25 protein-coding genes are annotated in these 26,084 nt (G+C 71.0%); 13 read left to right on the forward strand and 12 right to left on the reverse strand.

The genetic code is table 11. The annotated features are described in order from the left end of the window. Positions 1 to 3 precede the first annotated feature (3 nt). The 3 genes from ACJX2R_RS00680 to ACJX2R_RS00690 all read right to left on the reverse strand — a co-directional run bounded on the left by ACJX2R_RS00680 (position 4) and on the right by ACJX2R_RS00690 (position 4,362). Positions 4 to 1,587, reverse strand: coding sequence for an FAD-binding protein (locus ACJX2R_RS00680; RefSeq protein ID WP_413098229.1), 1,584 nt, complete (start codon positions 1,585 to 1,587; stop codon positions 4 to 6). A 244-nt stretch (positions 1,588 to 1,831) separates the two neighbouring features. Continuing rightward, the gene (locus tag ACJX2R_RS00685) at positions 1,832 to 3,025 is read right to left on the reverse strand and encodes a flavin reductase (RefSeq protein WP_413098230.1); all 1,194 of its coding nucleotides are present in this window, start codon (positions 3,023 to 3,025) and stop codon (positions 1,832 to 1,834) included. A 56-nt stretch (positions 3,026 to 3,081) separates the two neighbouring features. Continuing rightward, the gene (locus ACJX2R_RS00690) at positions 3,082 to 4,362 is read right to left on the reverse strand and encodes an LLM class flavin-dependent oxidoreductase (RefSeq protein ID WP_413098231.1); all 1,281 of its coding nucleotides are present in this window, start codon (positions 4,360 to 4,362) and stop codon (positions 3,082 to 3,084) included. A 148-nt stretch (positions 4,363 to 4,510) separates the two neighbouring features. Between ACJX2R_RS00690 and ACJX2R_RS00695 the strand changes: the two genes are divergently transcribed. Beyond that, positions 4,511 to 5,299 (forward strand): SDR family oxidoreductase, encoded by a 789-nt coding sequence (locus ACJX2R_RS00695; RefSeq protein WP_413098232.1) that lies wholly within the window; start codon positions 4,511 to 4,513, stop codon positions 5,297 to 5,299. 25 nt (positions 5,300 to 5,324) lie between these two features. After that, positions 5,325 to 6,545 carry an acetyl-CoA C-acetyltransferase gene (locus ACJX2R_RS00700; RefSeq protein ID WP_413098233.1) on the forward strand — a complete coding sequence of 407 codons (1,221 nt, stop codon included), beginning with the start codon at positions 5,325 to 5,327 and terminating at the stop codon, positions 6,543 to 6,545. Here ACJX2R_RS00700 and ACJX2R_RS00705 read toward each other — a convergent pair. After that, entirely contained in the window at positions 6,538 to 8,151 is a 1,614-nt protein-coding gene (locus ACJX2R_RS00705; protein WP_413098234.1) for an AMP-binding protein, read from the reverse strand. The two genes, ACJX2R_RS00700 and ACJX2R_RS00705, sit on opposite strands and share 8 nt — an antisense overlap. Before the next feature lie 177 nt (positions 8,152 to 8,328). Here ACJX2R_RS00705 and ACJX2R_RS00710 point away from each other — a divergent pair, with 177 nt between their 5' ends. Then, the gene (locus ACJX2R_RS00710; protein ID WP_413098235.1) at positions 8,329 to 8,985 is read left to right on the forward strand and encodes a TetR/AcrR family transcriptional regulator; all 657 of its coding nucleotides are present in this window, start codon (positions 8,329 to 8,331) and stop codon (positions 8,983 to 8,985) included. On the opposite strand, the gene ACJX2R_RS00715 is transcribed toward ACJX2R_RS00710, so the two are convergent. Beyond that, a complete protein-coding gene (locus tag ACJX2R_RS00715; protein WP_413098236.1) occupies positions 8,975 to 9,724 on the reverse strand; it encodes a CoA-transferase subunit beta in 750 nt (249 codons plus the stop codon). The two genes, ACJX2R_RS00710 and ACJX2R_RS00715, sit on opposite strands and share 11 nt — an antisense overlap. Continuing rightward, positions 9,721 to 10,599: a CoA transferase subunit A gene (locus ACJX2R_RS00720; protein ID WP_413098237.1), complete on the reverse strand. Its 879-nt coding sequence runs from the start codon at positions 10,597 to 10,599 to the stop codon at positions 9,721 to 9,723. Before ACJX2R_RS00720 ends, ACJX2R_RS00715 begins: the two co-directional genes overlap by 4 nt. A 147-nt stretch (positions 10,600 to 10,746) precedes the next feature. Between ACJX2R_RS00720 and ACJX2R_RS00725 the strand changes: the two genes are divergently transcribed. From ACJX2R_RS00725 to ACJX2R_RS00740, 4 genes are read left to right on the forward strand one after another with little or no spacing between them, the layout of a single operon-like run. Next, the gene (locus ACJX2R_RS00725; protein WP_413098238.1) at positions 10,747 to 11,508 is read left to right on the forward strand and encodes an SDR family NAD(P)-dependent oxidoreductase; all 762 of its coding nucleotides are present in this window, start codon (positions 10,747 to 10,749) and stop codon (positions 11,506 to 11,508) included. Beyond that, entirely contained in the window at positions 11,505 to 12,383 is an 879-nt protein-coding gene (locus ACJX2R_RS00730; RefSeq protein ID WP_413098239.1) for an aldo/keto reductase, read from the forward strand. Before ACJX2R_RS00725 ends, ACJX2R_RS00730 begins: the two co-directional genes overlap by 4 nt. 10 nt (positions 12,384 to 12,393) lie before the next feature. After that, the gene (locus ACJX2R_RS00735) at positions 12,394 to 13,134 is read left to right on the forward strand and encodes an SDR family NAD(P)-dependent oxidoreductase (protein WP_413098240.1); all 741 of its coding nucleotides are present in this window, start codon (positions 12,394 to 12,396) and stop codon (positions 13,132 to 13,134) included. 18 nt (positions 13,135 to 13,152) lie between these two features. After that, a complete protein-coding gene (locus ACJX2R_RS00740; protein WP_413098241.1) occupies positions 13,153 to 13,719 on the forward strand; it encodes a PaaI family thioesterase in 567 nt (188 codons plus the stop codon). On the opposite strand, the gene ACJX2R_RS00745 is transcribed toward ACJX2R_RS00740, so the two are convergent. Next, complete coding sequence (locus ACJX2R_RS00745) at positions 13,697 to 14,818, reverse strand: acyl-CoA dehydrogenase family protein (protein ID WP_413098242.1); 1,122 nt, start codon at positions 14,816 to 14,818, stop codon at positions 13,697 to 13,699. The two genes, ACJX2R_RS00740 and ACJX2R_RS00745, sit on opposite strands and share 23 nt — an antisense overlap. A 46-nt stretch (positions 14,819 to 14,864) precedes the next feature. Further along, positions 14,865 to 15,767: an enoyl-CoA hydratase gene (locus tag ACJX2R_RS00750; protein WP_413098243.1), complete on the reverse strand. Its 903-nt coding sequence runs from the start codon at positions 15,765 to 15,767 to the stop codon at positions 14,865 to 14,867. Positions 15,768 to 15,886: 119 nt separating this feature from the next. On the opposite strand from ACJX2R_RS00750, the gene ACJX2R_RS00755 reads away from it, so the two are divergent. From ACJX2R_RS00755 to ACJX2R_RS00765, 3 genes are read left to right on the forward strand one after another with little or no spacing between them, the layout of a single operon-like run. Beyond that, positions 15,887 to 17,083: an acyl-CoA dehydrogenase family protein gene (locus ACJX2R_RS00755; protein ID WP_413098244.1), complete on the forward strand. Its 1,197-nt coding sequence runs from the start codon at positions 15,887 to 15,889 to the stop codon at positions 17,081 to 17,083. Then, the gene (locus ACJX2R_RS00760) at positions 17,080 to 17,883 is read left to right on the forward strand and encodes an SDR family oxidoreductase (protein WP_413098245.1); all 804 of its coding nucleotides are present in this window, start codon (positions 17,080 to 17,082) and stop codon (positions 17,881 to 17,883) included. The genes ACJX2R_RS00755 and ACJX2R_RS00760 overlap by 4 nt, the downstream gene beginning before the upstream one ends. A gap of 29 nt (positions 17,884 to 17,912) precedes the next feature. Beyond that, a complete protein-coding gene (locus ACJX2R_RS00765) occupies positions 17,913 to 19,064 on the forward strand; it encodes an acetyl-CoA C-acetyltransferase (RefSeq protein WP_413098246.1) in 1,152 nt (383 codons plus the stop codon). Positions 19,065 to 19,093: 29 nt separating this feature from the next. On the opposite strand, the gene ACJX2R_RS00770 is transcribed toward ACJX2R_RS00765, so the two are convergent. The 3 genes from ACJX2R_RS00770 to ACJX2R_RS00780 all read right to left on the reverse strand — a co-directional run bounded on the left by ACJX2R_RS00770 (position 19,094) and on the right by ACJX2R_RS00780 (position 21,535). Further along, positions 19,094 to 19,888 carry a family 1 glycosylhydrolase gene (locus ACJX2R_RS00770; protein ID WP_413098247.1) on the reverse strand — a complete coding sequence of 265 codons (795 nt, stop codon included), beginning with the start codon at positions 19,886 to 19,888 and terminating at the stop codon, positions 19,094 to 19,096. Between the two features lie 171 nt (positions 19,889 to 20,059). Beyond that, on the reverse strand, positions 20,060 to 21,109 hold the full coding sequence (locus ACJX2R_RS00775; RefSeq protein WP_413098248.1) for a hypothetical protein: 1,050 nt from the start codon (positions 21,107 to 21,109) through the stop codon (positions 20,060 to 20,062). Positions 21,110 to 21,142: 33 nt separating this feature from the next. After that, a complete protein-coding gene (locus ACJX2R_RS00780) occupies positions 21,143 to 21,535 on the reverse strand; it encodes a VOC family protein (protein ID WP_413098249.1) in 393 nt (130 codons plus the stop codon). A gap of 369 nt (positions 21,536 to 21,904) precedes the next feature. Between ACJX2R_RS00780 and ACJX2R_RS00785 the strand changes: the two genes are divergently transcribed. Then, positions 21,905 to 22,606, forward strand: a complete 702-nt coding sequence (locus tag ACJX2R_RS00785) for an MFS transporter (RefSeq protein ID WP_413098250.1) — start codon at positions 21,905 to 21,907, stop codon at positions 22,604 to 22,606. Here the strand turns inward: ACJX2R_RS00785 and ACJX2R_RS00790 are convergent. Next, positions 22,581 to 22,736, reverse strand: a complete 156-nt coding sequence (locus ACJX2R_RS00790) for a hypothetical protein (protein WP_413098251.1) — start codon at positions 22,734 to 22,736, stop codon at positions 22,581 to 22,583. The two genes, ACJX2R_RS00785 and ACJX2R_RS00790, sit on opposite strands and share 26 nt — an antisense overlap. Positions 22,737 to 23,047: 311 nt before the next feature. Here ACJX2R_RS00790 and ACJX2R_RS00795 point away from each other — a divergent pair, with 311 nt between their 5' ends. Continuing rightward, positions 23,048 to 24,004, forward strand: coding sequence for an alpha/beta hydrolase (locus tag ACJX2R_RS00795; RefSeq protein ID WP_413098252.1), 957 nt, complete (start codon positions 23,048 to 23,050; stop codon positions 24,002 to 24,004). A gap of 75 nt (positions 24,005 to 24,079) precedes the next feature. Beyond that, positions 24,080 to 26,071 carry a flavin-containing monooxygenase gene (locus ACJX2R_RS00800; RefSeq protein ID WP_413098253.1) on the forward strand — a complete coding sequence of 664 codons (1,992 nt, stop codon included), beginning with the start codon at positions 24,080 to 24,082 and terminating at the stop codon, positions 26,069 to 26,071. Positions 26,072 to 26,084: the final 13 nt, after the last annotated feature.

Raw genomic sequence — 26,084 nt, forward strand, 5'->3', positions numbered from 1 at the left:
CGGCTACCTCGCTTCCCGGGATCGGCCGGCCATGTGCCGTGCGGCGAGGTGCCCGAAGACCATCGCCGAGCCGATCGGGGTGCCCGGCCCGGGGTAGAACGGGCCCGCCACCGAGGCCATGCTGTTGCCGGCCGCGTACAGGCCCTGGATCACCGACCCGTCGACCCGCAGGACGCGGGCCGACGGGTCCGTGCGCAGACCTCCCTTGGTGCCGAGGTCGCCCAGGACGAGCCGGATCGCGTGGAAGGGACCGTGCTCGATCGGTGTCAGGGCGGGGTTGGGGCCCTTCCCGTCGGCGAAGAAGGTGTCGTACGCGTCCTCGCCCCGGTGGAAGTCCGCGTCGACGCCGTCGCGCGCGTAGCCGTTGAAGACGTGGACGGTCTCCGCGAGTCCGCCCGCGTCGATCCCGGTCGCCGCGGCCAGCTCCGCAAGGGTGTCGGCGGTGTGCCAGAGGCCCGCCCCGGCATGGGACTTGCGATCCGGCGGAACCACCACGATACCGGGCGGCTCCTCGCCCCATCGCCCGTCGAAGACCCACCACACCGGCCGGTCCGGTGCGTCGCCGGCCCCGGCCTCGAGCATCGCGCGGCCCATCCGGTCGTAGGCGAGGGATTCGTTGGCGAAGCGGCGGCCGTCGCCGGTCACGAAGATTCCGCCGCGGAAACCCAGGGCGAAGTTGGCCGAGCCGTCGGGAAAGAGCACCGACGGGCACCACCAGGACTCCCCCAGCAGTGCGGTGTCCGCCCCGATCGCCCGGCCCGCCAGGATGGCGTCGCCCGTATTGCCGCCGGGCGCACCCATGGTCCAGTCGGCGCCGTGGAACCCCTGCCACTCGCGCCGCAGCGCGTGACTGGCCTCGAAGCCGCCGGCCGCGAGCAAGACACCCGCGTGTGCCCGGACGCGTAGTGCCCCTCCCTGGTCGGCGGTGCTCAGCTCGGCGCCGAGGACGGCTCCGTCGGAGCCGGTGACCAGCCGGGTGAGGGCGGTCCGCAAGAGGCACTGCCCGCGCCCGGTGGCGCGCAGCGCCGCGAGCAGCCGGGCGATCAGCGCGCGTCCGTCGGTGAAGGGCCCCTGCGGGCCGGTGATGCCGAGGCGTTGTTCCCAGGCGGTGGGCCTGACGGCCCGCAGCAGGTCGTCGTCCGCGTCAGCGGCGGGGTACTCCACCGGGAAGACGCCGCGGCCGAGCGGGAAACGGCCGGGCGCCTCGAAGTAGTCGGGAAACGGCCGGTGTTCGAAGCGGATGCGCGGGTCCTTCTCCAGGAAGGCGACGGTGGGTCCGGCATGGTCGATGTAGGCGTCCTGCGTCTCGGCCGGAGCGCTGTCGCCGACGACGGCCCGGAAGTACGTCCGGCCGAGTTCGGCCGAGTCCTCGAGCCCGGCGCGGAACTGGGCGGGGTTGCCCGGCAGCCACAGGCACGCGCCCGCGTACGCGGTGGTGCCGCCGTAGCACTCCGTCTTCTCGACGACCAGTGTGTCCAGGCCCAGGGCGGCGGCGGTGTAGGCGCCCGTGAGGCCGCCTCCCCCGGAGCCGATCACGAGGACCTCGCACTCCTCGTCCCAGTCGGATGTCGTCGCCTCGTCGGTCATCGCTCGGCGCCTCCTCGGATCGTGCGGGATGGTTGGGAAGTCGGACGTCACCAGCGGGGCGCGGTGACGCCGCGGAGCATGTGCATGCCTCCGGAAGGTGGTGCGGGCCGCCGCCGGCTCGCAGTCTGTGGTCACGGGCGCGCGGGCGCGAGAACCAGTCCCGCAGAACGGGAGGAGGCGGGTTCCGTGGGGCCGGCGGTTGCGCTCCGGGTGCGCTCGCGGGCGGGCCCAGTGCATGCTCATGTCATCTGACAGGCGTGGGGCGCCGTCCGCCGATGGCCGCCGTGACCGCGTCGGCTGTTTCGATCAGTCGCCTGCGCCATGTCTCGACCAGCGCCCAGGTCGCCCCGGGCTCCATGCCGAACAACACCAGAACCTGGACGACCGCACGGTCCGGCCCGTGGACGGGGGCGGCGATGACCCGTACGTCGTGGCGGGCGGTGGGGTCCAGGTCCACGGGTTCGTACCGGTCCAGGAGCTCGTCGAGCAGGCGGCTCACCCGCAGGTCGAGTTCGGGCGTGCGCGGGACCCCGGAAAAGCCCTCGACCTGCGTCCAGACCGCGCGGTGTCGGGGCGAGACGAGCCCGAGGGACCACTGGCGCCGGCTGACCTGTTCCACCATGCGACGGCAGTCCGCGCGGTCGGCCTCGGAGACGGGGCGCGGCAGCCGGGAGATCCATGCCTCGACGGCTCCCTCTCCCGCCCGGGCGACGAAGAGCGTGCCGTATGGCGGCATCAGGGGCAGCCTTCGGCCCACATGGACGCGCACGGCGGTTCCCCTGGCGCCCGCGGCGGCGACGACCACGAGTTCGTCTCCGGTTACCGCCTGGGCGTAGCATTCCAGGCCGAGTTCGTCCGCGAGTTTCTGCATGTGGTCGCGTGCCAGGTCCGCGAGGCGGATATGCGCCGAGAGTTCGCTCTGGAACGGCGCGACGAGGCTGCCGGCGGCGAAGGCGCCGTATCCGCCCTGGAAGAACAGCAGCGGTGAGGTCGGGTTCTGCACGCCCAGACCGGTCACCCGGCCGAGCACGATGTAATGGTCTCCGGCCTCGAAGACCTCGCCGGGCTCGCAGTCGATCCAGGCCACCGCGCCGGACAGGACGGGTGCCCCGGACGGGCCCGGCTGCCAGTCGACGCCCTCGAACTTCCGTGCCGCCTTCGAGGCGAACCGGCGGCACAGGTCCTCCTGCTCGGCCGCCAGGACGTTCACACAGAAGGTCTCGGCTGACGACAGGCGGGCGTAGGAGTTGGACTTCTTGTCGGGCAGGAACGCCACGAGCGGCGGGTCCAGGGACACCGAGGTGAAGGAGCCGACGACCATGCCGACGGGCTCGCCGTCCGGGGTGAGGGCGGTCACCACGGCCACACCCGTCGGGTAGTGGGCGAGCACGGTGCGAAAACTCTGGGAATCGAGGGGCTGAGAACCGACAGGGCTCATGATCCACGCTTCTTTCGAGGTCGACGGCGGTGCACTCGGTCACGGGCGCCCGGCCGTCAGCCGCTCAGGTGCTCGCGCAGGGTGCCGCCCTGGTACTCCTTGCGGAACAGGCCGCGGTCCTGGAGCCGCGGTACGACCTCCGCCACGAAGTCCCGCAGCCCGCCCGGGAGGTCGGCCGGTATCACGTTGAACCCGTCGGCCGCGTGCGTCTCGAACCAGTGCGCCATGTCGTCGGCGACCCGGTCGGGGGTGCCGACGAGACAGCGATGGCCGATGCTGAGGCCGACACGCTGGATCACCTGGCTGATCGTCAGCTTCTCGTCGAGAGCGGTGCTGATCAGCAGGGCCGGCCGTGAGACGCCGGCGTGTGCGGGCAGTTGCTTCCGTACGTCGGGGAACGGCTCGTCCAGGTCGTAACCGCTGAGGTCGATTCCGCCGAACGCCTGGCGCATGAACGACAGCGTCGCCTCCGGGCTGATCAACGAGCCGAGCTCACGAGCGAGTTCGCGCGCCTCGTCCTCGGTACGGCCGAGGACGGGGGTCAGGCCGGGCAGGACCTTGACGTCGTGCGGCGAGCGTCCCTTGGCCGCGGAGAGCTCCCGGACGGTGCGCACCAGCGTCCGTGCGGCGTCCGGGTCGTACTGGGTGGTGAAGACCATGTCGGCGAAGCGGGCGGCGAGGTTCAGGCCGGTGGGAGAGGATCCCGCCTGGGCGAGCAGCGGCCGGCCCTGCGGCGGACGCGGCAGGGTGAGCGGCCCGCGCACCTGGAAGTGCTTGCCCCGGTGGCCGATCTGGTGGATGCGGTCACGGTCCGCGTAGACGCCCGAGGCCCGGTCGGCGGCGATCGCGCCGGGTTCCCAGCTGTCCCAGAGTTTCAGCACGACCTCGACGAACTCCTCGCCGCGTTCGTACCGGGCCTCGTGCTCGGGCAGTTCGGCCGACCCGTAGTTTCCCGAGGCGCCGGCGATGGCGGTGGTGACGATGTTCCACCCGGCGCGGCCGTTGCTCAGGTGGTCGAGCGTGGCGAACTGGCGGGCGACGGTGAACGGGTCGTTGTACGTCGTGGAGCTGGTGCCGATGAGCCCGATCCGTGAGGTGACGGCCGAGAGCGCGGACAGGACGGACACCGGGTCCGGGCGCTCGCCCACGTCGGAGCCGATGGAGTCGGGGAGCACGAGGGCGTCGGCGACGAAGACCGCGTCCAGCTTGCCCTCTTCGGCCGTACGCGCGGTTTCGGCCCAGTGCTCCAGGGTGTGCAGCCGCCCGGGTGAGGTGCGCGGTGATTTCCAGACGGAGTGGGCGGCGCCGAGCCCCTGGGCGAACACGGCAAGGTGCATGGAACGTTGCTGGTTTCCGGATTCCACGGGTGACTCCTCATAGCAGGACGGGGCACGCGACCCGCAGTCGAGCTTAGCCAAGCAAATGCTTGGTCACCATACCGAACCGACCTAGCGTTTGATTGGTATGCGCGGCTAGGGTGTCGGTATGCCGCTCCATTTGGACATGTCGGGGAAGGTCGTCCTGGTCACCGGAGGCACCAGAGGTGTGGGCGACGGCATCGTGGAGGTGTTTCTGCGGGCGGGCGCCCAGGTGGAGGTCTGCGGCCGGACCACCCCCCGGGACGGGAGACCGGCGCGCTTCAGCCAGGTCGACGTGCGCGACCCGGAGCAGGTGGAGCGGTGGGTCGGGGAGGTCGCCGGGCGGCATGGCCGCCTCGATGTGGCGGTGAACAACGCCGGCGGCGCACCGTTCGCCGACTTCGCGGCCGCCTCCCCCCGCTTCCACCGCAAGGTCACCGACCTCAACTTCCTGGCCCCGGTCTACGTCAGCCGCGCGGTCGTCCCGGTCATGGACGCCCAGGACGACGGTGGTGTCGTCCTCAACATCACCTCCATCAGCGCCCGGCGTCCCAGCCCCGGGTCGGCGGTCTACGGCGCGGCGAAGGCCGCCCTGGAGAGCCTGACCACCACGCTGGCCGTGGAGTGGGCGCCCCGGGTGCGGGTGAACGCGGTCAGCTGCGGGCTCGTGGCGACACCGGGGTCGACGGACCACTACGGCGACGCGGAGCAGACCGCCCGGGTCGCGGCGACGATCCCGCGCGGGGTCTTCGCCCGGCCCGACGACATCGGGGCGGCCTGCCTCCTGCTCGCCTCTCCTTACGCCGCGCACATCACCGGCGCCGTGCTGAACGTGGACGGCGGCGGCGAGTGGCCGGCCTTCCTGCGGCACTCGCCGAACACCGCGGCACTGGGCACGAAGTCACCCAAGCGATGAATCCCCCGACCGAGGGAGCCTCCTCATGCCCGAAGCAGTCATCGTGTCCGCCGTCCGCTCCCCCATCGGGCGGGCGAACAAAGGATCCCTCAAGGACCTGCGGCCCGACGACATCGGCGCGCAGATCGTCCGCGCCGCGCTCGCCGGGGTAGCGGCGCTGGATCCGCCCGAGGTCGCGGACCTGATGCTGGGATGCGCCCAGCCGGCCGGCGAACAGGGCTACAACCTCGCCCGGATGACGGCCCTGCGGCTCGGGCTCGACACCGTCCCGGGCACAACGGTCCAGCGTTACTGCTCCTCGTCGATGCAGACGACACGTATGGCCTTCCACGCCATCAGGGCGGGGGAGGGGGACGCGTTCGTGTCGGCCGGGGTGGAGATGGTCTCCCGGTTCGGCAGGGGCAAGGCCGACGGGATGCCGGACACCCGCAACCCGGTGTACGCGGAGGCGGCCGAACGTACCGCGCGGCGGGCCGCGGGCGACGAGTCCGGCTGGACGGACCCGCGGGTGGCCGGTGAACTGCCCGACGTCTACGTCGGGATGGGCGACACGGCCGAGAACGTGGCGCTGATGTGCGGGGTCTCCCGGCGTGAGCAGGACGAGTTCGCCGTGCGCAGCCATCGGTTGGCCGAGGCCGCCGGCGCCCGGGGTTTCTGGAAGCGGGACATCACCCCGGTCACACTCCCGGACGGGAGCGTGGTCACCGCCGACGACGGGCCCCGCAAGGGAGTGACGCTGGAGAAGGTGTCGGCCCTGAAGCCGGTGTTCCGCCCCGAGGGCACCGTCACCGCCGCGAACTGCTGCCCGCTCAACGACGGGGCCGCGGCATTGGTCGTCATGAGCGACCGGCGCGCGGCCGAGCTGGGCATCGCCCCGCTGGCCCGGATCGTCTCCACCGGGGTGTCGGCGCTCAGCCCCGAGATCATGGGCCTGGGACCCGTCGAGGCAAGCCGTCAGGCGCTGGAGCGCGCCGGACTCACCGTGGGCGACATCGACCTGGTCGAGTTCAACGAGGCGTTCGCAGCCCAGGCGATCCCCACCGTACGGCAGCTGAAGGTGGACCCGGAGCGGGTCAACGTCAACGGCGGCGCCATCGCGCTCGGCCACCCCTTCGGCATGACGGGGGCGCGGATCACCACCACGCTGATCCACGCCCTCCAGGAGCGGGACGGGCGCTTCGGTCTGGTGGCCATGTGCGTGGCCGGCGGCCAGGGCATGGCCATGGTGATCGAACGGCTCAGCTGAGCCGTTCCCGCAGCCCGGTCTTGAGGATCTTGCCGCTGGCGTTCCGGGGCAGTTCGGCCACCACGATCACCTTGCGGGGCACCTTGAAGTTGGCCAGCCGCTCCTTGCAGTAGGCGATCAGGTCCGCCTCTACCGGATCGGCCCGGCGGCGTGGCGCCACATAGGCGCAGGGCACGGCCCCGAGCCGCGCGTCGACCATGCCGACCACAGCGGACTCGGCCACGTGCGGATGGCCGGCCAGGGTGTTCTCGACCTCGGCGGGGTACACGTTGAAGCCACCGACGATGATCACGTCCTTGATCCGGTCGGTGATCTTCAGACAGCCGTGCTCGTCGAGCCGGCCGACGTCACCGGTGCGGAACCAGCCATCGGCGTCGATGGCGGCCCGGGTCGCGGCCTCGTCCTCGAAGTAGCCGAGCATCACGTTGTCGCCGCGCAGCAGGACCTCGCCGTCCTGACCGGTGGCCACGTCCTTGCCGTCCGCGTCCACCACCCGTATCCCGATGCCCGGCACGGCGGGGCCCGTCGTCTGCTCCACATGGGCGGGATCCTCGCCGGGCCGGGACCGGGTCGCCACGGTGCACTCGGTCAGGCCGTACGCCTGCGCGACGGTGTCGAAACCCAACTCCTCGCGCATGCGCCGGAACAGCGACTCGGGGACAGTGGCGGCCCCGGCGGTCGCGAAACGCAGGGAGGACAGGTCGAACTCCGGCAGCCTCGGATGGTCCAGGAGGGAGACGAAGATCGTTGGCGCGCCGGGGAGCACGGAGATACGGGCCGACTGGATCAGCGCCAGGAGCCGGCCCGCGTCGAACGTGGCCACCGGATGGATGGTGGTGCCGGCGGTGAGCGCGGCGATCACCCCGGCCTTGTAGCCGAAGCCGTGGAAGAACGGGTTGACGATCGCGTAACGGTCGGCGGGGCTCAGCGCGGCACCCTCCGCCCAGACCTGGGCCGCCCCGATGGTCTGCCGGTGCGCGCTCATCACGCCCTTGGGCACGCCTGTGGTGCCCGAGGTGAACATGATGTCGCAGATATCGTCGGGGCCGACCGCCCGCGCGATTCGCGCCCCGTCCTTCTCTGCGACCTCGTCCGCGCGGGAGGTGAAGTCGGCCCAGGACAGGGCCTCGGCCGAGGACCGGTCGGCATCGATGTCCACCACGGTGCGCAGCCAGGGCAGTCCTGGAACGGGGCCGGTCTCGCCCGGTTCCGCCTCCTCGGCCGCGGCGGCGCGGAGCATCGCCGCGTAATCGACCCCGAGGAAGCCATTCGCGAGGACGAGCGCCGAGGCCCGTGCGCGCCTCAGGATGACGGCGGCCTCGTGGCCGCGGTAGCGGGTGTTCATGGGTACGGCGGACGCGCCCGCGCACTGCGCGCCCAGCAGGGCGAGGACGAACTCCAGGCGGTTGGGTGCCCAGACGGCGACCCGGTCCCCCGGCCGGACTCCCACGGCCGTGTAGGCCCGTGCGGTGCTCAGGGCCAGCTCCGCCAGCTGCCGGTAGCCGATCCGTGTCGGGCCGTCGACGACGGCCGGATGGTCCCCGTACCGCTCTGCCACCTGGGCCAGCAGCCGGGGAATGGTCGAGGGAGCCGGCGTAGCGCTCACGTAGGTCCTCCAAACAACCAAATGCTTGGTAGATATGCTTGGGCAGTGCAGAACTCCGGCCGATGACCCGCAAGCCGCCGTCCCGTTCAGCGGGACGGCGCCGTGGCGGATCTGTGGCAGGATTCGATCAAACGATTGCCGACCGGTGGCCGGGCCCCGGTGGAAGGGACGAACGACATGGCGGCACGACGCCCCGCCGGGGCCGCGGCTCCCACGCGGACCGCGGCCAGGAACGGCCGCGCGAAGGGCGGCAGCAGCGGTTCGGTGCGCCGGGCGGAGCTGCTGGAGATCGCCGCGGGCCTGTTCGCCACCCGAGGCTTCACCCAGACCACCGTCCGGGACATCGCCGATGAGGCGGGCATCCTGTCGGGCAGTCTCTACCACCACTTCAGCTCCAAGGAGGAGATGCTCGACGAGATCCTCCGCGACTTCCTCGGGCGGCTCCACGAGCGCTTCGCGGAGATCGAGAAGGAGGTCAAGGACCCCAAGGAGGTCCTCGACCGGCTCATCGCGCACTCCTTCACCACCATCCACGTGACGCCGCAGGCCGTCGCGCTCTACCAGAACGAGGCTGACGCGCTGAGCGGACAGCCCGGTTTCGAGTACGTCGACCAGTTGGGCAAGAAGATCGAGAAGATCTGGCTGCGGGCGCTCACCACCGGCCAGAAGTCCGGGATCTTCCGGAGCGATGTCGACGTGAACCTGACCTACCGGTTCATCCGGGACACCGTGTGGTGCACCGTGCGGTGGTACCGCCCGCGCGGCAAGTTCCGCGCCGAAGCCGTGGCCGAGCAGTACCTCCGCGTCCTGTACGGCGGTCTCGTCACCGAGTGACGGGCACCTCGCGGTCGCGCAGTCCCCGCGGGTCGACGACCTCGCGGATCAGGCGCAGTTCGGTGGCGCCGGGCAGACGGGTCTCGGTGGCGCCGGCCGTGTCGATCTCGAAGCCGGTGTTCTCCTGAACCTCCTGCGCGGTGACGCCCGGGTGCAGCGAGCGCACACGCAGCCGTCCGTCGTCCCGGTAGCCGAGGACCGCCAGGTTGGTGATCACCACGCCGAGATGGTGGAACCTCAGGCCCTGGGCCCGGTCGTTGCCGACGCCGCAAACCACGTCGACCCTCTCCACGAACACCTTCGGGGTGTGCCGGGCCACCCAGTAGTCGGTGCGGTGGTTGGCCGTATTGCCCGGTGCCCCGCGCACGCCGATCAACTGGCGCGCGGGGCGCCGCCAGTCGCCGATGAGGGAGATGTTCTGGTTGCCGTACCGGTCAAGCTGGCTGGCCCCCATCATGCTCTGCCGCCGCCCGCCGGCGACGATGTCGAAGACCCGCCGGTAGGGCACCCAGCCCTCGACGACGCCCCCGTCGGCGGCGGTCCCGCCCAGCGGCGGCGGCTCGCTCATGAAGTACGCCTCGCCGTCGGTCAGGACCAGATCCGGGCTGGTCGTCAGGCGGGCGAGCCGAGCCCCGATCGCGGGCAACACACCGACCGCGTGCGCTAGCACCTCTCCGGCACCGCGCCACGCGTCGGCGCACGCCACGGCGCACACCTCGGCTCGGGTGATGTCCGTCATCGGCCGTCCCCCTGTTCACTCCGGCGCGCGTGGAACTCGGCCACGGCCTCGTGGTATTCCTGTTCGTCGCCGTCGAGGAACGTCTTGCGGAACAGCTCCCACGGCCCGGCGCCCCGCGCCGCCGACGCGTAGTGCGCCTGGAAGACCTCGTCCCGCCCGTAGTCGGGATCGCAGGAGGTGAAGTGAGCGCCGTGGGGTGTCTCGATGACCCCGTTAACGAAGAGGCGGCTGATCAGCAGCGACTGCACGGGCCCGGCGGCGAGCAGTTCACCGGGGGCTACGATCCGCTCGGTGCTCACGTAGCAGCGGTCGGCCGCCATCGCGTACAGGTCGTCGAAGTACGGGTCCGGGCCGAGGTACTGCGCGTTGCCCGCCGCGTCGGCGCGGTTGACGTGCACCAGGGCGACGTCGAGCCGCAGGGCCTTCATCGCGACGTATTCCTCGCCGGAGTACGGGGAGGCGATGGTCGCCAGGTCGGGGTTCATGGTGAGGACGTCGGAGCCCAGGCCCGCCCGGATGGGCAGGAAGTCCAGCCGGTTCGCGGCGGCGCGCAGGCCGGTGACGAACATGCCCTCGTCGTACTCGGCGGTCTCGATGTCGCCCTTCTCCCGTACGGCACGGAAGTGCGGGTCGAGCGGGATGGTGTCCAGCGAGACGAAGCCGTAGACCAGCTTGCGGACCTTGCCCGCCGCGCACAGCAGCCCGACGTCCGGGCCGCCGAGGGTGACGACGGTCAGATCCCGCACGTCGGTCCGCAGGAGTTCACGGACCAGCGCCATCGGTTTGCGCCGCGACCCCCATCCGCCGATACCGATCGTCATGCCCGACTCGATGGTCCGGGCGAAGTCCTCCAGGGACATCGTCTTGTCCCCCATGGGTAGCTCCTCTCACACACGGAGAGCCGAATCATATGAATGCGTAACCTAGCGCTTGCTTGGCTTCCATGGGTCTACCTAGCAAGCAATTGTTAGGTTAAGTTGATCGTGCCGACAACTCCTCGGACACCGGGAATGGGTGGAACGATGGCCGACAGTGCGGGACATGCCGTGGTGACAGGTGGCAGCAGCGGTATCGGCCTGGCCGTGGTCGGCCGACTGCTCGGCAGAGGACTCGGCGTGACCGTTGTGGACACGCAGCCGATGCGTGCCCGGCCCGGGTCGGCAAGGGAAGCGGTGCTCCAGGAGTTCCTCGTGGACGTGACGGACGAGAAGGCCATGCGGGAAGCGCTCGACGAGGCCGCCGCACGGGCCGGTACGGCGCCGAACCTGCTGGTCACGAGCCACGGGATCCGGGGCGGTTTCGTACCGGCTCTCGACCTCGATCTCGCCGTCTGCCGCCGTGTGCTGGACGTCCACGCGACGGGGACGCTGGTCGCGGCCAGGTCCCTGGTGCGGTGCATGGAGCGGGCGCCCGGCGGCCCACCGCCGGGCGGCTCGATCGTGACCGTCTCGTCCACGACCGCCTACGGGGGCTGGGCGAACCAGGCCGACTACGGGGTCGCCAAGGCCGCGGTGCGCCAGCTCACCCAGAACCTCGCCGTCGAGTGGGCCCCGCGCGGGATACGGGTGAACAGCGTCGCCCCGGGCCACACGCTGACCCCCATGGTCCAGGAGATGATCGACCAGGGCTACGACGTGAGCCCCACGGAGGCCCGCACGCCGCTCGGCCGTCTCTGCACTCCGGACGAGATGGCTGCCGCCATCGAGTTCCTGCTCATGGACGCCTCGTTCTCGACGGGTGTGTGCATGCCCGTTGACGGCGGCTGGACGGCGGTGGGCAAATGAGCGAGGAAACGAAGAGGACCCGTCGGCTCGGTGATGTCGCGGTCTTCCCTGTGGGCATGGGCGCGATGACCCTGACGCAGGTTCCCGGCTACGACGAGGCGCGCGCGATCCGCACCGTCCACGCGGCCGTGGACGCCGGGGTGACGTTGTTCGACACGGCGGATGTCTACGGGCCGGGTGCCGGATACGGCGTGAACGAGTCAATGCTGGCCAAGGCGCTCGCGCGCTACCCCGGTCCGACCGACCACGTGATCGTGTCGACCAAGGGCGGGCACCTGCGGCCCGGCGACCAGACTTGGGACACCGACGGCCGGCCCGAACACCTGCGCCGCGCCTGCGAGGACTCCCTGCGCCGCCTGGGCCTGGACGCACTGCCGCTGTACCTGCACCACCGCCCCGACCCGAAGGTTCCCTACGCCGACAGCGTGGGCGCGCTGCGCGACCTCCACGAAGCCGGCCTGATCCGGTGCGCCGGGATCTCCAACGCCGATCCGGAGCAGATCCGACTCGCGCACGGAATCCTCGGCGACGCGCTGGTCGCGGTGGAGAACGCGTTCTCGCCGGGATTCCGGTCCAGCGAACCGGAGATGGAGCTCTGCGAGGATCTGGGGCTGGCCTTTCTGGCCTGGGGTCCGTTCGGCGGGATGCGCCAGGCGAAGGGCCTCGGGGCGAGGTTCGGCGCGTTCGAGGCGATCGCCCGGGAGCGGGGCGTCAGCCCGCACCGGGTGGTGCTCGCCTGGCAGTTGCACAAGTCGCCGGCGGTGATCCCGATCCCGGGGGCCAGTCGGCCGGAGTCGGTCCGGGACTCCACGGCAGCGGCCGGTCTCACCCTCACCACCGAGGAATTCGAGCGGCTGGAACGCGACGCGGAGTAAGGAGCCGGCGATGGCCGACCAGTTCATCGATCTGCGGGACAAGACCGCCTTCGTCACTGGAGCCGCCCAGGGACAGGGCGCGGCGCACGCCCGGACGCTGGCAGACCTCGGAGCACGGGTCGTTCTGACCGATCTCAGCGAGCCCGCGGTGCGGGCCGTCGCCGACGGGATCGACGGCGAGACGCTGGCCTGTTCGCTGGACGTCGGGAGCACGAGCGCGTGGGCCGAGGCGATGGGCCGGGCGGCGGACCGGTTCGGGCAGGTCGACGTGCTCGTCAACAACGCCGGCATCCTGATCAAGGAGCCGCTCACCGAGCTCACCGAGGAGAACCTGGTGGCCACCCTGCGGGTGAACCTCGTCGGGGCCATCCTGGGCATGCAGGCGGTCGTTCCCCTGATGCGCGAGCGCGGGGGGTCCATCATCAACATCGCGTCCACCGCCGGTCTCGGCGGCTACCCCGGCGGACTCGCCTACTCCGCGTCGAAGTGGGCGCTGCGCGGAGCCACCCGATCGGCCGCCGGGGAACTGGGCCCGCTCGGCATAAGGGTCAACTGTGTCTGTCCCGGCGCGATCGACACCGCGATGATCACGGACGAGACCCGGGCGGGCGGCGGAGCGGTCGCCGGGCAGCCGATTCCCCGGGTCGGCACCCCCTCCGAAGTCGCCGCGATGGTGGCCTTCCTGGCCAGTGACGCCGCGCGTTACTGCACGGGCCAGGACTTCGTCGTCGACGGCGGACAGTCGTCGTAGCGGGCCGGGAGGCGTCGGGTGAGTCACCGGGAACGGGAGCGGCTGGTCGAGGCCACCCGTGGGCTGGCCTACGCCGTGGCCGTGACGGACGTGGCCCCCGAGGAGCTGGACCGGGTCGCCCAGGCCCTCACCTTACTCACTCGGATACTGGGGAAGCAGGCCGGGACGCGGTGCGTTCCGCTGCCCGTGACGGAGACCGTGGGCGTTCCCCGGGTGCTGCTCGACCGGTTCAATCCGGTGCACGTCCCGTTGGAGGTGTCCTTTCCCGACGACGGCGGCGCCGAGGCCGCCGTCGTCATGAACGCCCTGTACGAGGGCCCCACAGACTCTGTGCACGGCGGGATCAGCGCACTGCTGATGGACAACCTGCTGGGCATCCTCGTCCAGTCCAAGGGGCTGCTGTGCGTCACCGGGACTCTGACGGTGCGCTACCTCGCCCGCACGCCCCTCAACCGGCCCCTGCGGTTGCGCTCGGAGCTCGTGGAGCGCTCCGGGCGCAAGGTCACCGTCACCGGGTGGATCGCATGCGACGGTGTGCGCACCGTCGAGGCCGACGCCGTATTCATCGAGGTGCCGCACCGATGACATGCCGGAACAGCCTCTGACGGTGCTCATGCGGCTGGCCGAACAGCTGGGACGTCGCGTGGGCCCGCTTGAACACCATCTGGGCGTCGTGTTCCCAGGTGATCGCGATCCCGCCGTGCAGCTGGACGGTCTCCGCGGCCACCTTGTTGAGCGCCTCGGAACACCAGGCCTTCGCGAGGGCCGCCCGCTCGGGCAGCTCCGGCAGCCGCTGTGCGGCGGCCCAGCACGCCGCCCAGGAAGCCGACCTGGCCGTCTCGACCTCGACCAGCATGTCGGCCATGCGGTGTTTGAGTGCCTGGAACGACCCGATGGGGCGGCCGAACTGGACGCGCTCCTTGCTGTGGGCGACCGTCATGTCCAGAGCTCGCTGAGCGGTGCCGACTTGGAGCGCGGTCACCGCGACGGCGGCGATGTCGTGCAGGGTCCCGAGCAGGCCGGCCACGTCGAGCGCCAGCGGGGTGCCCGGGACGCCGTCGAACTCCACCCTGGCCAGGCTCACGGTGGTGTCCATCGCCGGCGTGGGCGTGACGCGAACCCGGCCGTCGGCCGGGTCCACCTCGAAGAGGCCCACCGGTCCCGGCCCCGTCCCGGCGACGACCAGGAGGGTGCGGGCCGCCATGCCGTCGAGGACCAGGGTGGCGGATCCGGACAGGGCCCACGTGCCCCCTCCCGTGGCGCGTACATCACTGCGGTCGGTCCGCCAGCGGCCGTCCGCTCCGGCCCAGCAGACGGCCGCCACCCGGGTGCCGTCGGCGATACCGGGCAACAGCCGCGCGCACGCCTCCTCGTTCCCGCTCAGCAGCAGCGCCTGGGCGGCGAGCACGCCCGAGCCGAGCAGCGGCGAAGGCGTGAGCGCCGCACCCAGCTGCTCCAGCACGACATGTGTCTCGACCAGGGTGAACCCGGCGCCGCCGTACCGCTCGGGGATCGCCAGGCTCGCCACGCCCACCTGGTCGCACAGCGTGCGCCACAGGCTCTCGTCGTAGCCCGGCGCCCGCGCGACGGCCCGGCGCACCGCGCCGCTGTCGCTGCGCCGGGCGAGCAGGTGCCGTACGGTCGCGGCCAGTTCGTCCTGTTCTTCGGTGAGCGCGAACGTCATCTGATCGCCCTTCTGGGAGATTCCTCAGTCGGACGGGTGCCGGATCTCACGCGCTGCCCGCGGACGCCTGCCGTCCCGAGTCCCGCATCGCCCGTGCGTCCATACCCGCCAGGGAGTCGACGCCGACCTCGGCGTTGTGGGAGTGCGCGGCGTGGTGCAGGCCGAAGACCGAGTCCATGCCCGTGCGCATGCCCTGTAGGTCCTCGGCCTGGTTGATCGCCCTCTTGGCCAGCGCCAGGCCGAAGCGGGGCATCGCGCTGATCCGCTCGGCCAGCGCGAACACCGTCGACTCCAGCTCCTCGCGGGGCACCACGTGGTTGACCATGCCGAGCTGATGGGCCCGCTGCGCGCTGAAGCGGTCCCCGGTGTACAGGAACTCCTTGGCGGCGCGCGGGTTCATCACCCACGGGTGAGCGAAGAACTCGACGCCTGGGATGCCCATCCGCACGACCGGATCGCAGAAGTACGCGTCCTGAGAGGCGACGATGAAGTCGCAGGACCAGGCCAGCATCAGCCCTCCCGCGATGCATGCACCCTGCACCATCGCGATCATCGGCTTGGGAATCTCGCGCCAGCGGCGGCACATCCCCAGGTAGACCTCGGACTCGCGGGCGAGGCGGGAGTCGACGCCCTGTTTGCCGGTGTGGTCCCACATGATGACGGCCTTGCGTTCGAAGCTCTCGTGGATGTCCCGGCCCGGTGTGCCGATGTCGTGACCACCGCTGAAGTGCTCGCCGCTGCCCGCCAGGACGACGACCTTCACCGCGTCGTCGTCGACCGCCCGGGCGAAGGCGGCGTCGAGGGCGTACGTCACCTTCGAGTTCTGGGCGTTGCGATACCGGGGGCGGTTCACCGTCACCACGGCGACGGGGCCGCGGACTTCGTAGATGACGACCTGCTCCTCGACCTGCACGACTTCCTCGGCGGGACGGCTCTCCGCAGCGGACATGCCGGCTCCTTCACTGGGCCCCTGGGCATTTACCAAACAAGTGCTTGGTGGGGTAGTGTAGGCGACGCCCCAGCTCCCGACCAGCACCACAGAACCGACGCCCACTTCGAGGGGGATTCGTGGACCTGGCCCGCTCTTCAGAGGACGAAGCTTTCCGGCGGGAGGTACGGGACTGGCTCGAAACGCATCTGTACGGCGACTTCTCCGGCATCCGCGGACTGGGCGGCTCGGGCCGCGAACACGAGGCCTACGAGGAACGGCTCGCCTGGGACCGGCACCTGGCCGCGCACGGCTGGACCTGTGTCGGCTGGCCCGAGGAGTACGGCGGCCGAGGGCTGACCCTGACACAGCAGGTGATCTTCCACGAGGAGTACGCCAGGGCCGACGGGCCCGCCCGCGTCAACCACCTGGGCGAGGAGCTGCTCGGCCCCACCCTCATCGCCTTCGGCACCCAGGAGCAGAAGGACCGGTTCCTGCCGAAGATCCGCCTGGTCGAGGAGCTGTGGTGCCAGGGCTACTCCGAGCCCGGCGCCGGCTCCGACCTGGCGTCCGTGTCCACCCGGGCCCGTCTGGAGCGAGCCACGGGCCCGGACCTGCCGGACCAGTGGGTGATCGACGGCCAGAAGGTGTGGACATCGCTGGCGCACTTGGCCGACTGGTGTTTCGTGGTCGCCCGGACCGAGCCGGGCTCCGTGCGGCACGCCGGGCTGTCCTATCTGCTGGTGCCGATGCGGCAGGACGGCGTCGACGTACGGCCCATCCGGCAGCTCACCGGCACCTCGGAGTTCAACGAGGTGTTCTTCGACGGCGCCAGGACCGACGCCTCACTCGTCGTCGGCGCCCTGGGCGACGGTTGGAAGGTCGCCATGGCCACACTCGGGTTCGAACGGGGCGTCTCCACACTCGGCCAGCAGATCGGCTTCGCCCGCGAGTTGGAGCAGGTGGTGGCGCTGGCCCGGCACACCGGAGCGATCGACGATCCCGCGATCCAGGATCGGATCACCCGTGCCCACATGGGGCTTGAAGTGATCAGGTTGAACGCGCTGCGCATGCTCGCCGGTCAGGGTTCCCTCAGACCCGAGGTCTCCATCGCCAAGCTGCTGTGGGGAACCTGGCACCGAGCCCTCGGCGAGCTGGCCATGGAGGTGGCGGGTGCCTCCTCGCTCACCGCCCAGGCACCGCCGTACGAACTCGACGCGTTCCAGCGCCTGTTCCTCTTCAGCCGGGCCGACACCGTCTACGGCGGTTCGAACGAGATCCAGCGCAACATCATCGCCGAGCGGGTGCTCGGCCTGCCCAGGGAGCCGAAGGGATGAGCATGAGAAGAGCCGAGCAGGCTCCGCCCGACTACGTGCCCGGACACGGTCTGCTCACGGACCGGACCGTGGTCGTCACCGCGGCGGCCGGGGCGGGGATCGGCTCCGCGGTCGTGCGCCGGTGTCTTGAGGAAGGGGCGCGTGCCGTAGTGCTCGGCGACGTCCACGAGCGCCGGCTCGACGAGGCCCGGGAGGAGTTGGCCATGGAGTTCGGGGCTGACCGGGTGGCCGCGGTCGTCTGCGACGTGACCCGCGAGGAACAGGTGCACGCCCTGCTGGACGCGGCAGAGCCGTTCGGCGGGGTGGACGTGATGGTCAACAACGCGGGCCTCGGCGGCACCCGCTCCGTGCTGGAGATGACCGACGAGGAGTGGTCCAGGGTCCTGGACATCACCCTCACCGGCACCTTCCGCTGCGTACGCGCCGCCGGCAACCGAATGGTCCGCGCCGGCCGCAAAGGCGTCATCGTCAACAACGCCTCGGTGGTCGGCTGGCGGGCTCAGGAGGGGCAGGCGCACTACGCGGCTGCCAAGGCCGGGGTCATGGCTCTGACCCGCAGCGCCGCCGCGGACCTCGCCGCCCACGGGATACGGGTCAACGCGGTCTCGCCGAGCCTGGCCCTCCACCCGTTCCTGGCGAAGGTCACCACCGAGGAGTTCCTCGACGAGCTCAAGGGCCGGGAGGCGTTCGGACGGGCCGCGGAACCCTGGGAGGTCGCCAACGCCATGGTGTTCCTCGCCAGCGCCTACTCGTCCTACATGACCGGCGAGGTCGTGTCCGTGAGCAGCCAGCACGCCTGAGAGCGACACCCCCGAGAAGGAGGCAGACCGTGGCGGAGGCCTACATCATCGACGCCGTGCGCACACCTGTGGGGCGTCGCGGCGGATCCCTGTCCGCCGTCCACTCGGCCGACCTGGCGGCCCACGCGATCGGCGCACTGATGCGGCGGTCGGGTGTCGACCCGGCCGCCGTCGACGATGTCATCCTGGGCTGCAACGACGCCATCGGTTCCCAGGCCGGTGACATCGCCCGCACCGCCTGGCTGGTGGCCGGTCTGCCCGACCACGTCCCGGGCGTGACGATCGACCGGCAGTGCGGCTCCAGCCAGCAGGCGGTGCACTTCGCGGCACAGGGGGTGATGTCCGGCACCGCCGACCTCGTCGTCGCCGGCGGCGTGCAGAACATGTCCGCCGTTCCGATCTCCGCCTCCATGACCCTCGGCGAGCAGTACGGCTTCACCACACCGTTCGCCGAGTCGCCGGGCTGGCTCGCACGCTACGGCGACCAGGAGGTCTCGCAGTTCCGAGCCGCCGAGATGATCGCGGAGAAGTGGCGGCTGCCGCGTGAGGAGATGGAGTCCTTCGCGCTGCGCAGCCACCGGCGGGCGGTGACCGCGATCGAGCAGGGGCGGTTCAAGGGCGAGATCGAGCCGGTCGGGGACTTCGACAGCGACGAGTGCCCGCGCCGTGACACCTCACCTCAGAAGATGGCCGCCCTCGCCCCCCTGCGCGAGGGCGGCCGGATCACCGCCGCGCTGGCCTCCCAGATCAGCGATGCGGCCTCGGCCGTGCTGGTGGCCTCCGAGCGGGCGGTGCGCGAGCACGGTCTCGCCCCGCGCGCCCGCGTCCACCATCTGTCGGTGTACGCCGACGACCCGGTGTGGATGCTGACCGGCCCCATCGCCGCCACCCGCCGTGCCCTGGGCAGGGCCGGGATGACCATCGACGACATCGACCTGTTCGAGGTGAACGAGGCCTTCGCCTCCGTCGTGCTGGCCTGGGCCGCGGTGACCGGCGCGGACCCGGACAAGATCAACGTCAACGGCGGCGCCATCGCCCTCGGCCACCCCATCGGCGCCACCGGCACCCGGCTGCTGACCACGCTCCTGAACGAACTGGAGCGCACCGGCGGCCGCTACGGGCTACAGACGATGTGTGAGGGCGGCGGTCAGTCCAACGTGACCATCATCGAACGGCTCTGATCAGCGGCCGGAGGGCCTGGTCGCCCCCGTTACACCTCGGCGCCGTTACCACGAGCGATGCCGCCCAGCCGGGCGAGGCTGGGTTTGGGGGTGCGCTCAAAAGTGGTGCGGTCGACAGCGATGAGGCCGAACGTCATGGCGTAGCCCGAGTGCCATTCGAAGTTGTCGAGCAGGAACTGGGACCCACCGGCTTCGCGGACGTGGTCGACGATTTCTTCTCCGCCCTCTGCTGCCTGGAAATCGATGAGGGCGAGCGTCCAGCCGACCTTCGCGGATGGTGCGGTGCCCGGTGCGCCGCCGACCCGCCGGGCGAAGTCGTCCTTGACGTTCGGGCTGACGCGGGCGACGGCGCCGATGTCCTCCATCGCGGCCGTGGGGACCGTGTCGCCCATGGTCATCAGCGCGCCGAGGTTGGGCTCGTTCAGGGTGCAGTGCCAGGTGACGGCGTCACCGAAGTGGGCCGCGACGGTCCCGCAGCAGCGGGCGAACACCGCAGGCGCATCCGGGCTGCCCCAGGCGCCGTCACGAGCAAACCACGCGGCCACGGGGAAGTGGTTGAGGGTCACCACCGGGGTGACACCCGCGTCCCGGCACGTGGCGGCCATGCGCAGGTAGTGGTCAAGTTCCGCGCGCGAGAACACGCCCGGCTCCGATTCGATCCGCACCCACTCGACGCTGAACCGATATGTGTCCAGCCCGGCCCCGGCCAGCAGCGCGATGTCCTCGCCGTGCGTGTTGTTGCCCTCGATCTGGTGAGCGGCTGTCGCGGCTCCCCACAGGAAGCCCCCGGGGAACACGGTCGCGGCGGTGCGTGGGGAGGTCAAGGCGCGCCTTCCGGATCGGGTGCTGAATCGCTCGCCGAGACCAGAAGCAAAAGCCGAACATGCAAGGTTTTCACTCAAGGGTGGCTTCTCGCGCGCCCTCGCCGCGGCATACTTACAGAGCCCACCCGAATGGCCACGCCGTGGCACCCCGTCCGACCGGCCACCGCCAAATCATGCGGCGCGGACGTCCAACGGCGCCTCGGCCGGGTAGACGCGAGGGGCCATGGCGTAGGTGTCCGTGAGCAGGGCGACGAAGCCACGGTCGGTCATCGGGTCGGACGGCTCGCGGAACCGCACCCCGCGCGCCCGGAGGTCGGCCATCAGCACCTCGAAGACCTTGTCGAAGGTGAGGTCGTCGGTGTGATCCAGATAGCGGGTCACATCGGCCAGGTCGTCGAAGGCCAGCGCGGTGTAGTGGAACAGCGTCCGTGTGTCGCGGTGCGGGAACCGTGCGATCTCCGTGTCGCCGTCCTTGACGACCCACTCGTCCTCGCCGTCCGCCGACAGCAGCGAGCCCATGGTCAGAGCCGGGAGGTCGCGCCGGTCACGCGGACCGTTGGCCTCGCGGCGGTGGTACATCCGGGAGTTGTCGGAGACGACCGCCGTGTTGTGGAACGGTGCCGGAAGCCGGCGCGGGGGCAGTTCCGGGCCATCGGGCCAGTAGGTGAATCCGCCGTCCAGGCCGGAGTCGTAGAAGTAGGTGATCACCTGCCCGGACTTGACCTCCCATGCGTCGAACAGGCCCGACTTGGCCATGATGCTCATCAGCCATGTCGGGGCGTTGACCGAACTGATCCCGCGCCAGTTGCCGCTGTCGAAGTGCCCGGCGTCGAAACTGTTCGAGGGCCCGCACAGGTTGAAGAGCATGTGGTGGGCGAAGCCGTAGCGGGCCTTGTGCAACCGCAGGACGGGGTCGAGGAGCATGCGGCTGAAGTAGAGGTCGTGGACGTCGGCGTGGAGCACCGCGCCTTCCCTGGCGAGGTAGCCGCGGAAGACGGGAGCGGTGAAGTCGGAGAGCCGGGCGTCGGGGCAGCGGTCCTTCGCCCCGGAGACCGCGAGGTACTCCTCGGCGGAGGCGAAGTGGTGCGCGAGCACGAGCCGCCAGGGGCCGTCCCGGCGCACGACCCCGAACAGGGTGTCGACCTCCTGGGGCGTGTAGAAGTCCTGGATGACCTGGGGCGGGGCAGCAGGTGTCAGTGGATGGGGTTTCACGGCGGCCATCGGCAGTCCCTTCCGAGGTAGGTGGGTGGGCCCTCACAGCGACTGGACGAGTTCGAGCCGATGGCCCTCGGGATCGAGCACGAAGGCCACCTTGATGGCGAACTCGGTTACGCCCACGGGCGGCTGGGCGACGGTGCCACCTGCCTCGACGGCCCGGCGCACGGTGTCCTCCAGGTCGGGCACGCTGAAACCGAGGACGGCCTCCCCGGGCGCCGGCTTGGGCCGGTTCAGGTAGTGCAGCAGGACCAGTGTGGGATCGCCGCCACCGGCCGAGGTCATGATGATCTCCTCCAGGGTGTCGTCCCCCTCGCCGTGGCGGAACCGGTACTTCTCCGCCATCCCCAGCACCGAGGAGTAGAAGGCGAACTGGGACTCGGTGTCGGTCACGAGGATCTTGCTGAAGTGGAAACGGGCGTCGTGGGTCATGGCAGCCCCTCCTTCCCTGCGGAGTATGGCCATCATTCTTGAGCGTAAACAAGCACTTGCTCGGTTTTCGTCCGAGCCGTTGACGCCCGATGGCCCCGACCTGAAACTGACCAAGTGCTTGATTGGTAAGCGGTTGAGCACGCTGAAACCGCCTTCGTCACCCCCCTCACCGCTCCGTGCCGTTCCACCTCGGCAAGGGCCCTGACGCGCCTCGGCCGCGAAGCCCGCCGACCGGCGATCCGGAGCGGACCTGCTCTCTCCCCCCTGCCGCGGACCGGCGCGGCGCGATCGGACTGCCGGACATCGCCGCGGAGTTCCGCACGACGCAGGTCGTGCTGGTGATGACGGTGGTGTTCGTGGCCTCCCCTGGTGTTTTTGCCGGTCACCGGCAGGCTCGCGGACCTTTACGGCAAGAAACGGGCCGGCTACGGCCTCATGCGGGACATCCTGCCCGCGCGGCTGGTGCCTCTGGGCGTCGGCGGCATCGGGATCGGCACCGGGGTCTCCGTCCTCGTCGGGCCGCTGCTGGGCGGATACCTCATCGACCACCACGGCTTCCGCAGCGCCTTCTGGTTCGAGCTGTGCTACGCGGTCGTGGCGGCGCTGCTCGTCCTGCTGGCGGTCCCGGAGAGCCGGGTGCGCGAGCGGAGCCGCGTCGACGTCCTCGGCGGTGTGCTGCTCGGCCCGGGCATGGCGGCGGTGGTGTACGCCGTGGTGGAGACGGCCCTGCTGCCGGTCCTGGTCCCGTTGGGTGCCGCGCTCCTGGCGCTGTTCGCCGTGGTCGACCGGCGGCGCGAAGAGCCGCTGGTGAGCATGCGGCTACTGGGCAGCCCACGGGTGTGGTGGCCGCTGCTCGCCGCCGGCACCGGCATGTACGCGTTGACGGCCGGCACCACGCTCCTGTCCGAGATGGTGTCCCTCACGTACCCGGCGTCGCCGACCGCGGCCTCGGCTGGACGGCCCTGGAGTTCGGGCTGTACGTGGGCGCTCCGTACGGGCTCGTCGGCGCGCCGACCGGGCTCCCGGCGGGCTGGGTGTGCCGCCGTCACTCGCCCCGCGCCGCACTGCTGACCGCGGTGCCGGCGACGACGGCCGGGCTCGTGGTGCTGCTGGCCGCCTCGGCGTGGCGAACGGGATCGGCTCGGCCGTCATCAGCACCATCACCGCACGGCACACCCAACTCGCCCAGGGCGGTGGCCATGAGGTGGTCACCGGTGACACCGGTTTCGAGTTGTCGTTGCTCGCACTGCTCGCGGGAGGTGTCGTCTCCGTCGTACTGGCCCTGATCAGGCGGCCTGAGCGCAGCCGGAGCCTTCCGCTCGGTCCCGGTCAGCGGGAGCTCTGGTCCGTGTGCCGCGCCGCAGTGGATCAGACTGCGGAACGGGACCCACGAGACCGCTCGGCGCCGTCACGCCGAGCGAGTGGGCGAGGTCCACCGCGGTCCGTGAGCGCACAGGACACGGTCCCGACCGGTCTCCCGTGTGTTCAGCCTTGATACGGAGGGGTTCGACGATGTCCCGGTACGTTCCCGAGCCCGACCCGGATGCCGCCGCGTTGTACGAGCTGCGGCGTGCGCAACGCCGGGGCGGCATGCGCGAGACGGGGCTGGAAGCCATGCGCGCCGTGCTGGAGGCCATGCCGCATCCGCCCGAGACGCCGAAGATGGCCGCCGTGGAGGACATGGAGATCCCGTGCGGGCACGGTCTTCTGCCGATCCGCGTGTACAGCCCCACCGCGGACGCCGAACTGCCGGCGATCGTGTACTTCCACGGCGGCGGCATGGTCATGGGCAGCAACCACTCCTTTGAGCCGTTCGCGCGGGCGATCGCCGAGTACACGGGGCACCGGGTGTGCGCCGTCGACTACCACCTCGCCCCCGAGCACCCACCGCCAGGGCAGATCGACGACGCCTGGGCGGCCACCGAGTGGGTGGCAGGGCACGCCTCGGAGCTGGGCGTGCTCCCCGACCGGATCTCGGTCGCCGGCGACAGCGCGGGCGGGACCCTCGCGGCGCTCGTCGCGCTGCGGGCCCGCGACCGCGGCGGTCCCCGGCTGTTCTGCCAGATCCTGATGTACGGCGGGCTCGACCGAGACATGGCCGCCGCCTCGGTGCGGGAGCTGGCCGACGCGCCCGGGCTGACCCGCGACGACATCGTCTTCCTGTGGGGCCTCGCCAGGGCGGACCGGCCGGAGCCGCGTGGCTCCGACGAGGTCCCCGCCTACGCCGAGGACCTCGTAGGGCTCCCTCCCGCGATCATCGCCGTGGGTGGGCTCGACCCGACGCGTGACTGGTCGGAGCACTATGCGGCGCGGCTCCGCGACGCGGGTGTGCAGACCACGCTGACCCGGTACCCCGGAGTGGGCCATGGCTTCCTCATGCAGCTGTACCACCTCGCACGTGGCCGGCAGGCGCTGGCCGAGATCGGCGGCCTGCTGCGGGCCAAGGTGGCGCACCCGCTGTCCTGGTGAGTGACCCGCCCGGAACCGCCGCCACCGCGCCGCGCTCCCCGAGCCTCCCGCCCACTCTCCCCGATGCGAGGACCCATGACCACGTCCGTCATCCCCGATGACCGGCCGACCCGGGTGGTGCACTCGGTGCACGACGCGGATCCCGCACAGTTGCGTGCCGCGATCGACGCCGTGGAGCCGGGCCCCCTGCTGATGACGCTGGTGCACGCGACCGGCGACCGCTCGCTGCTCACCGAGTTCCGGGGCCGCCTCGCCGCGGCCAAGGCGACCCGGCCCGAGCGGAGGCTCCCGGCCGGCCAGTACCCGAAGGAGGTCGCCGACGAGGTGCGCCGACGCGCCCACGACATCCTGCCCAGCGGACTGGCCCCCGCGCTGCCGATCCCGGACGAGGACCTTTTCCTCGAGATGGCGCGGGTGGCCACCGACGACGCGATCGGCCCGGAGTACGAGCCCTATCTGCGGGAGCAGGCCGGGTTCGCCTGCCTTCCCGAGCCCGCCTTGAGCCACCGGCCGGTACCGCCGGGTTTCCGGGTCGCGGTGGTGGGCGCCGGGATGATCGGCATCAACGCGGCGGTGAAGCTGGCCGAGGCCGGGTTCGAGTACCGGGTATTCGAGGCGGGTGACGACATCGGCGGGACGTGGGCGCGCAACACCTACCCGGGCGCGGCCGTGGACACCCCGAGCCACTTCTACTCGTACTCCTTCGAACTCAACCCGGACTGGTCGAAGTTCTATCCGACGGGCCCTGAGTACCTGCGCTATCTGCACCATGTCGTGGACAAGTACGGGATCCGGGACAACATCGCCCTGTCCCACCGGGTGCTCGGCTGCGTCTGGGTCGACGAGCGGCAGATGTGGCGGGTCAGTGTGGCGGGGCCCGACGGGGCTACCGAGGTGTACGAGGCGAACGCGGTGATCACCGCGACCGGGATTCTCAACAGCCCGTCCATCCCCGAGGTACCGGGTCTGGAATCGTTCGCCGGTGCCACGATGCACACCGCCGAGTGGGACGACTCCGTCGACCTGGACGGCAGGCGTTTGGTGGTGCTCGGCACCGGATGCACCTCGGTACAGGTCGTGGCGAGCCTCGCCGGCCGGGCCGCACACCTGGACGTCGTCTTCCGCCAGCCGCACTGGATCGCCCCCGAGCGGACCGTGGTGAGCGGGGTCGACGACGCCACCCGGTGGGCCATGCGGCACATCCCCTACTACCAGCAGTGGTACCGGCTGGTCACGCACTGGTTCACCGCCGACAAGAGTTTCGCGATCCCCAGGATCGACGAGGAGTGGTACGCCACCCATGTCTCCGCCTCACCGGCCAACGACGCCCTGATGCAGATCTGCCTGGCGCACCTGCGCGAGGAACTGGGCGACCGGCCGGACCTGGTGGAGATGCTCACCCCCGACTTCCCGCCGTTCGCCAAGCGCATCGTGAAGGACCCGGGTTTCCTGGCCGCGGTCCGCCGCGACGACGTGGCGCTGCACCGCGCGTCGTTCGAGCGGATCGAGCCGGACGGGGTGCGCCTGACGAACGGGGAGTTCCTCCCGGCGGACGTGATCATCTGGGCCACCGGGTTCCGGCTGGAGTACCTCGGCTTCCTCGACATCATCGGCCGCGACGGGGGCACGCTGGCCGAGCGGTGGGACGGCGGCCGCGACCCGCGCGCGTACCTGGGTATCACCGTTCCCGGCTTCCCCAACTTCTTCGCCACCGCGGGGCCGAACGCCGCCCCCAACCACGGCGGCGGGCACAACGTGACCAGCGAGGAACACGTCCACTACGCCGTCGAGTGCCTTCGCTACCTGGTGGACCACCGATACACGGCGATGGAGCCGACGCCGGAGGCGACCCGGGAGTACAACGAGCGGGTCGACGCCGAACTGGACCGGACGGTGTGGCAACACCCCGGCACCGCGAACGGCTACTACCGCAACGCCGCCGGACGCGCCTGGGTCACCTGCCCCTGGCGACTCGTCGACTACTGGTCGATGCTGCGCGCGCCCGATCCCGACGCCCTGTTGCTGCACCGGGGGCCGACCGCACCGGCTGCCCGCGAAAGGGGATGACCAGGAGATGACG

Origin of the sequence: Streptomyces sp. Inha503, assembly GCF_047215865.1 — a bacterium.
In the GTDB taxonomy this organism is placed as follows: Bacteria; Actinomycetota; Actinomycetes; order Streptomycetales; family Streptomycetaceae; genus Streptomyces; species Streptomyces lycopersici.

Excerpts from the sequence above, each read along its gene's own strand:
- ACJX2R_RS00745 (WP_413098242.1), bottom strand. The coding sequence starts at position 14,818 with ATGACGTTCGCGCTCACCGAAGAACAGGACGAACTGGCCGCGACCGTA.
- ACJX2R_RS00720 (WP_413098237.1), bottom strand. The coding sequence starts at position 10,599 with ATGGGGGACAAGACGATGTCCCTGGAGGACTTCGCCCGGACCATCGAG.
- ACJX2R_RS00760 (WP_413098245.1), top strand. The coding sequence starts at position 17,080 with ATGAGCATGAGAAGAGCCGAGCAGGCTCCGCCCGACTACGTGCCCGGA.
- ACJX2R_RS00685 (WP_413098230.1), bottom strand. The coding sequence starts at position 3,025 with ATGAGCCCTGTCGGTTCTCAGCCCCTCGATTCCCAGAGTTTTCGCACC.
- ACJX2R_RS00750 (WP_413098243.1), bottom strand. The coding sequence starts at position 15,767 with ATGTCCGCTGCGGAGAGCCGTCCCGCCGAGGAAGTCGTGCAGGTCGAG.
- ACJX2R_RS00795 (WP_413098252.1), top strand. The coding sequence starts at position 23,048 with ATGTCCCGGTACGTTCCCGAGCCCGACCCGGATGCCGCCGCGTTGTAC.
- ACJX2R_RS00780 (WP_413098249.1), bottom strand. The coding sequence starts at position 21,535 with ATGACCCACGACGCCCGTTTCCACTTCAGCAAGATCCTCGTGACCGAC.
- ACJX2R_RS00730 (WP_413098239.1), top strand. The coding sequence starts at position 11,505 with ATGAGCGAGGAAACGAAGAGGACCCGTCGGCTCGGTGATGTCGCGGTC.
- ACJX2R_RS00800 (WP_413098253.1), top strand. The coding sequence starts at position 24,080 with ATGACCACGTCCGTCATCCCCGATGACCGGCCGACCCGGGTGGTGCAC.
- ACJX2R_RS00690 (WP_413098231.1), bottom strand. The coding sequence starts at position 4,362 with ATGCACCTTGCCGTGTTCGCCCAGGGGCTCGGCGCCGCCCACTCCGTC.
- ACJX2R_RS00735 (WP_413098240.1), top strand. The coding sequence starts at position 12,394 with ATGGCCGACCAGTTCATCGATCTGCGGGACAAGACCGCCTTCGTCACT.
- ACJX2R_RS00725 (WP_413098238.1), top strand. The coding sequence starts at position 10,747 with ATGGCCGACAGTGCGGGACATGCCGTGGTGACAGGTGGCAGCAGCGGT.
- ACJX2R_RS00775 (WP_413098248.1), bottom strand. The coding sequence starts at position 21,109 with ATGGCCGCCGTGAAACCCCATCCACTGACACCTGCTGCCCCGCCCCAG.
- ACJX2R_RS00715 (WP_413098236.1), bottom strand. The coding sequence starts at position 9,724 with ATGACGGACATCACCCGAGCCGAGGTGTGCGCCGTGGCGTGCGCCGAC.
- ACJX2R_RS00710 (WP_413098235.1), top strand. The coding sequence starts at position 8,329 with ATGGCGGCACGACGCCCCGCCGGGGCCGCGGCTCCCACGCGGACCGCG.
- ACJX2R_RS00790 (WP_413098251.1), bottom strand. The coding sequence starts at position 22,736 with ATGGCCACCGCCCTGGGCGAGTTGGGTGTGCCGTGCGGTGATGGTGCT.
- ACJX2R_RS00680 (WP_413098229.1), bottom strand. The coding sequence starts at position 1,587 with ATGACCGACGAGGCGACGACATCCGACTGGGACGAGGAGTGCGAGGTC.
- ACJX2R_RS00695 (WP_413098232.1), top strand. The coding sequence starts at position 4,511 with ATGCCGCTCCATTTGGACATGTCGGGGAAGGTCGTCCTGGTCACCGGA.
- ACJX2R_RS00700 (WP_413098233.1), top strand. The coding sequence starts at position 5,325 with ATGCCCGAAGCAGTCATCGTGTCCGCCGTCCGCTCCCCCATCGGGCGG.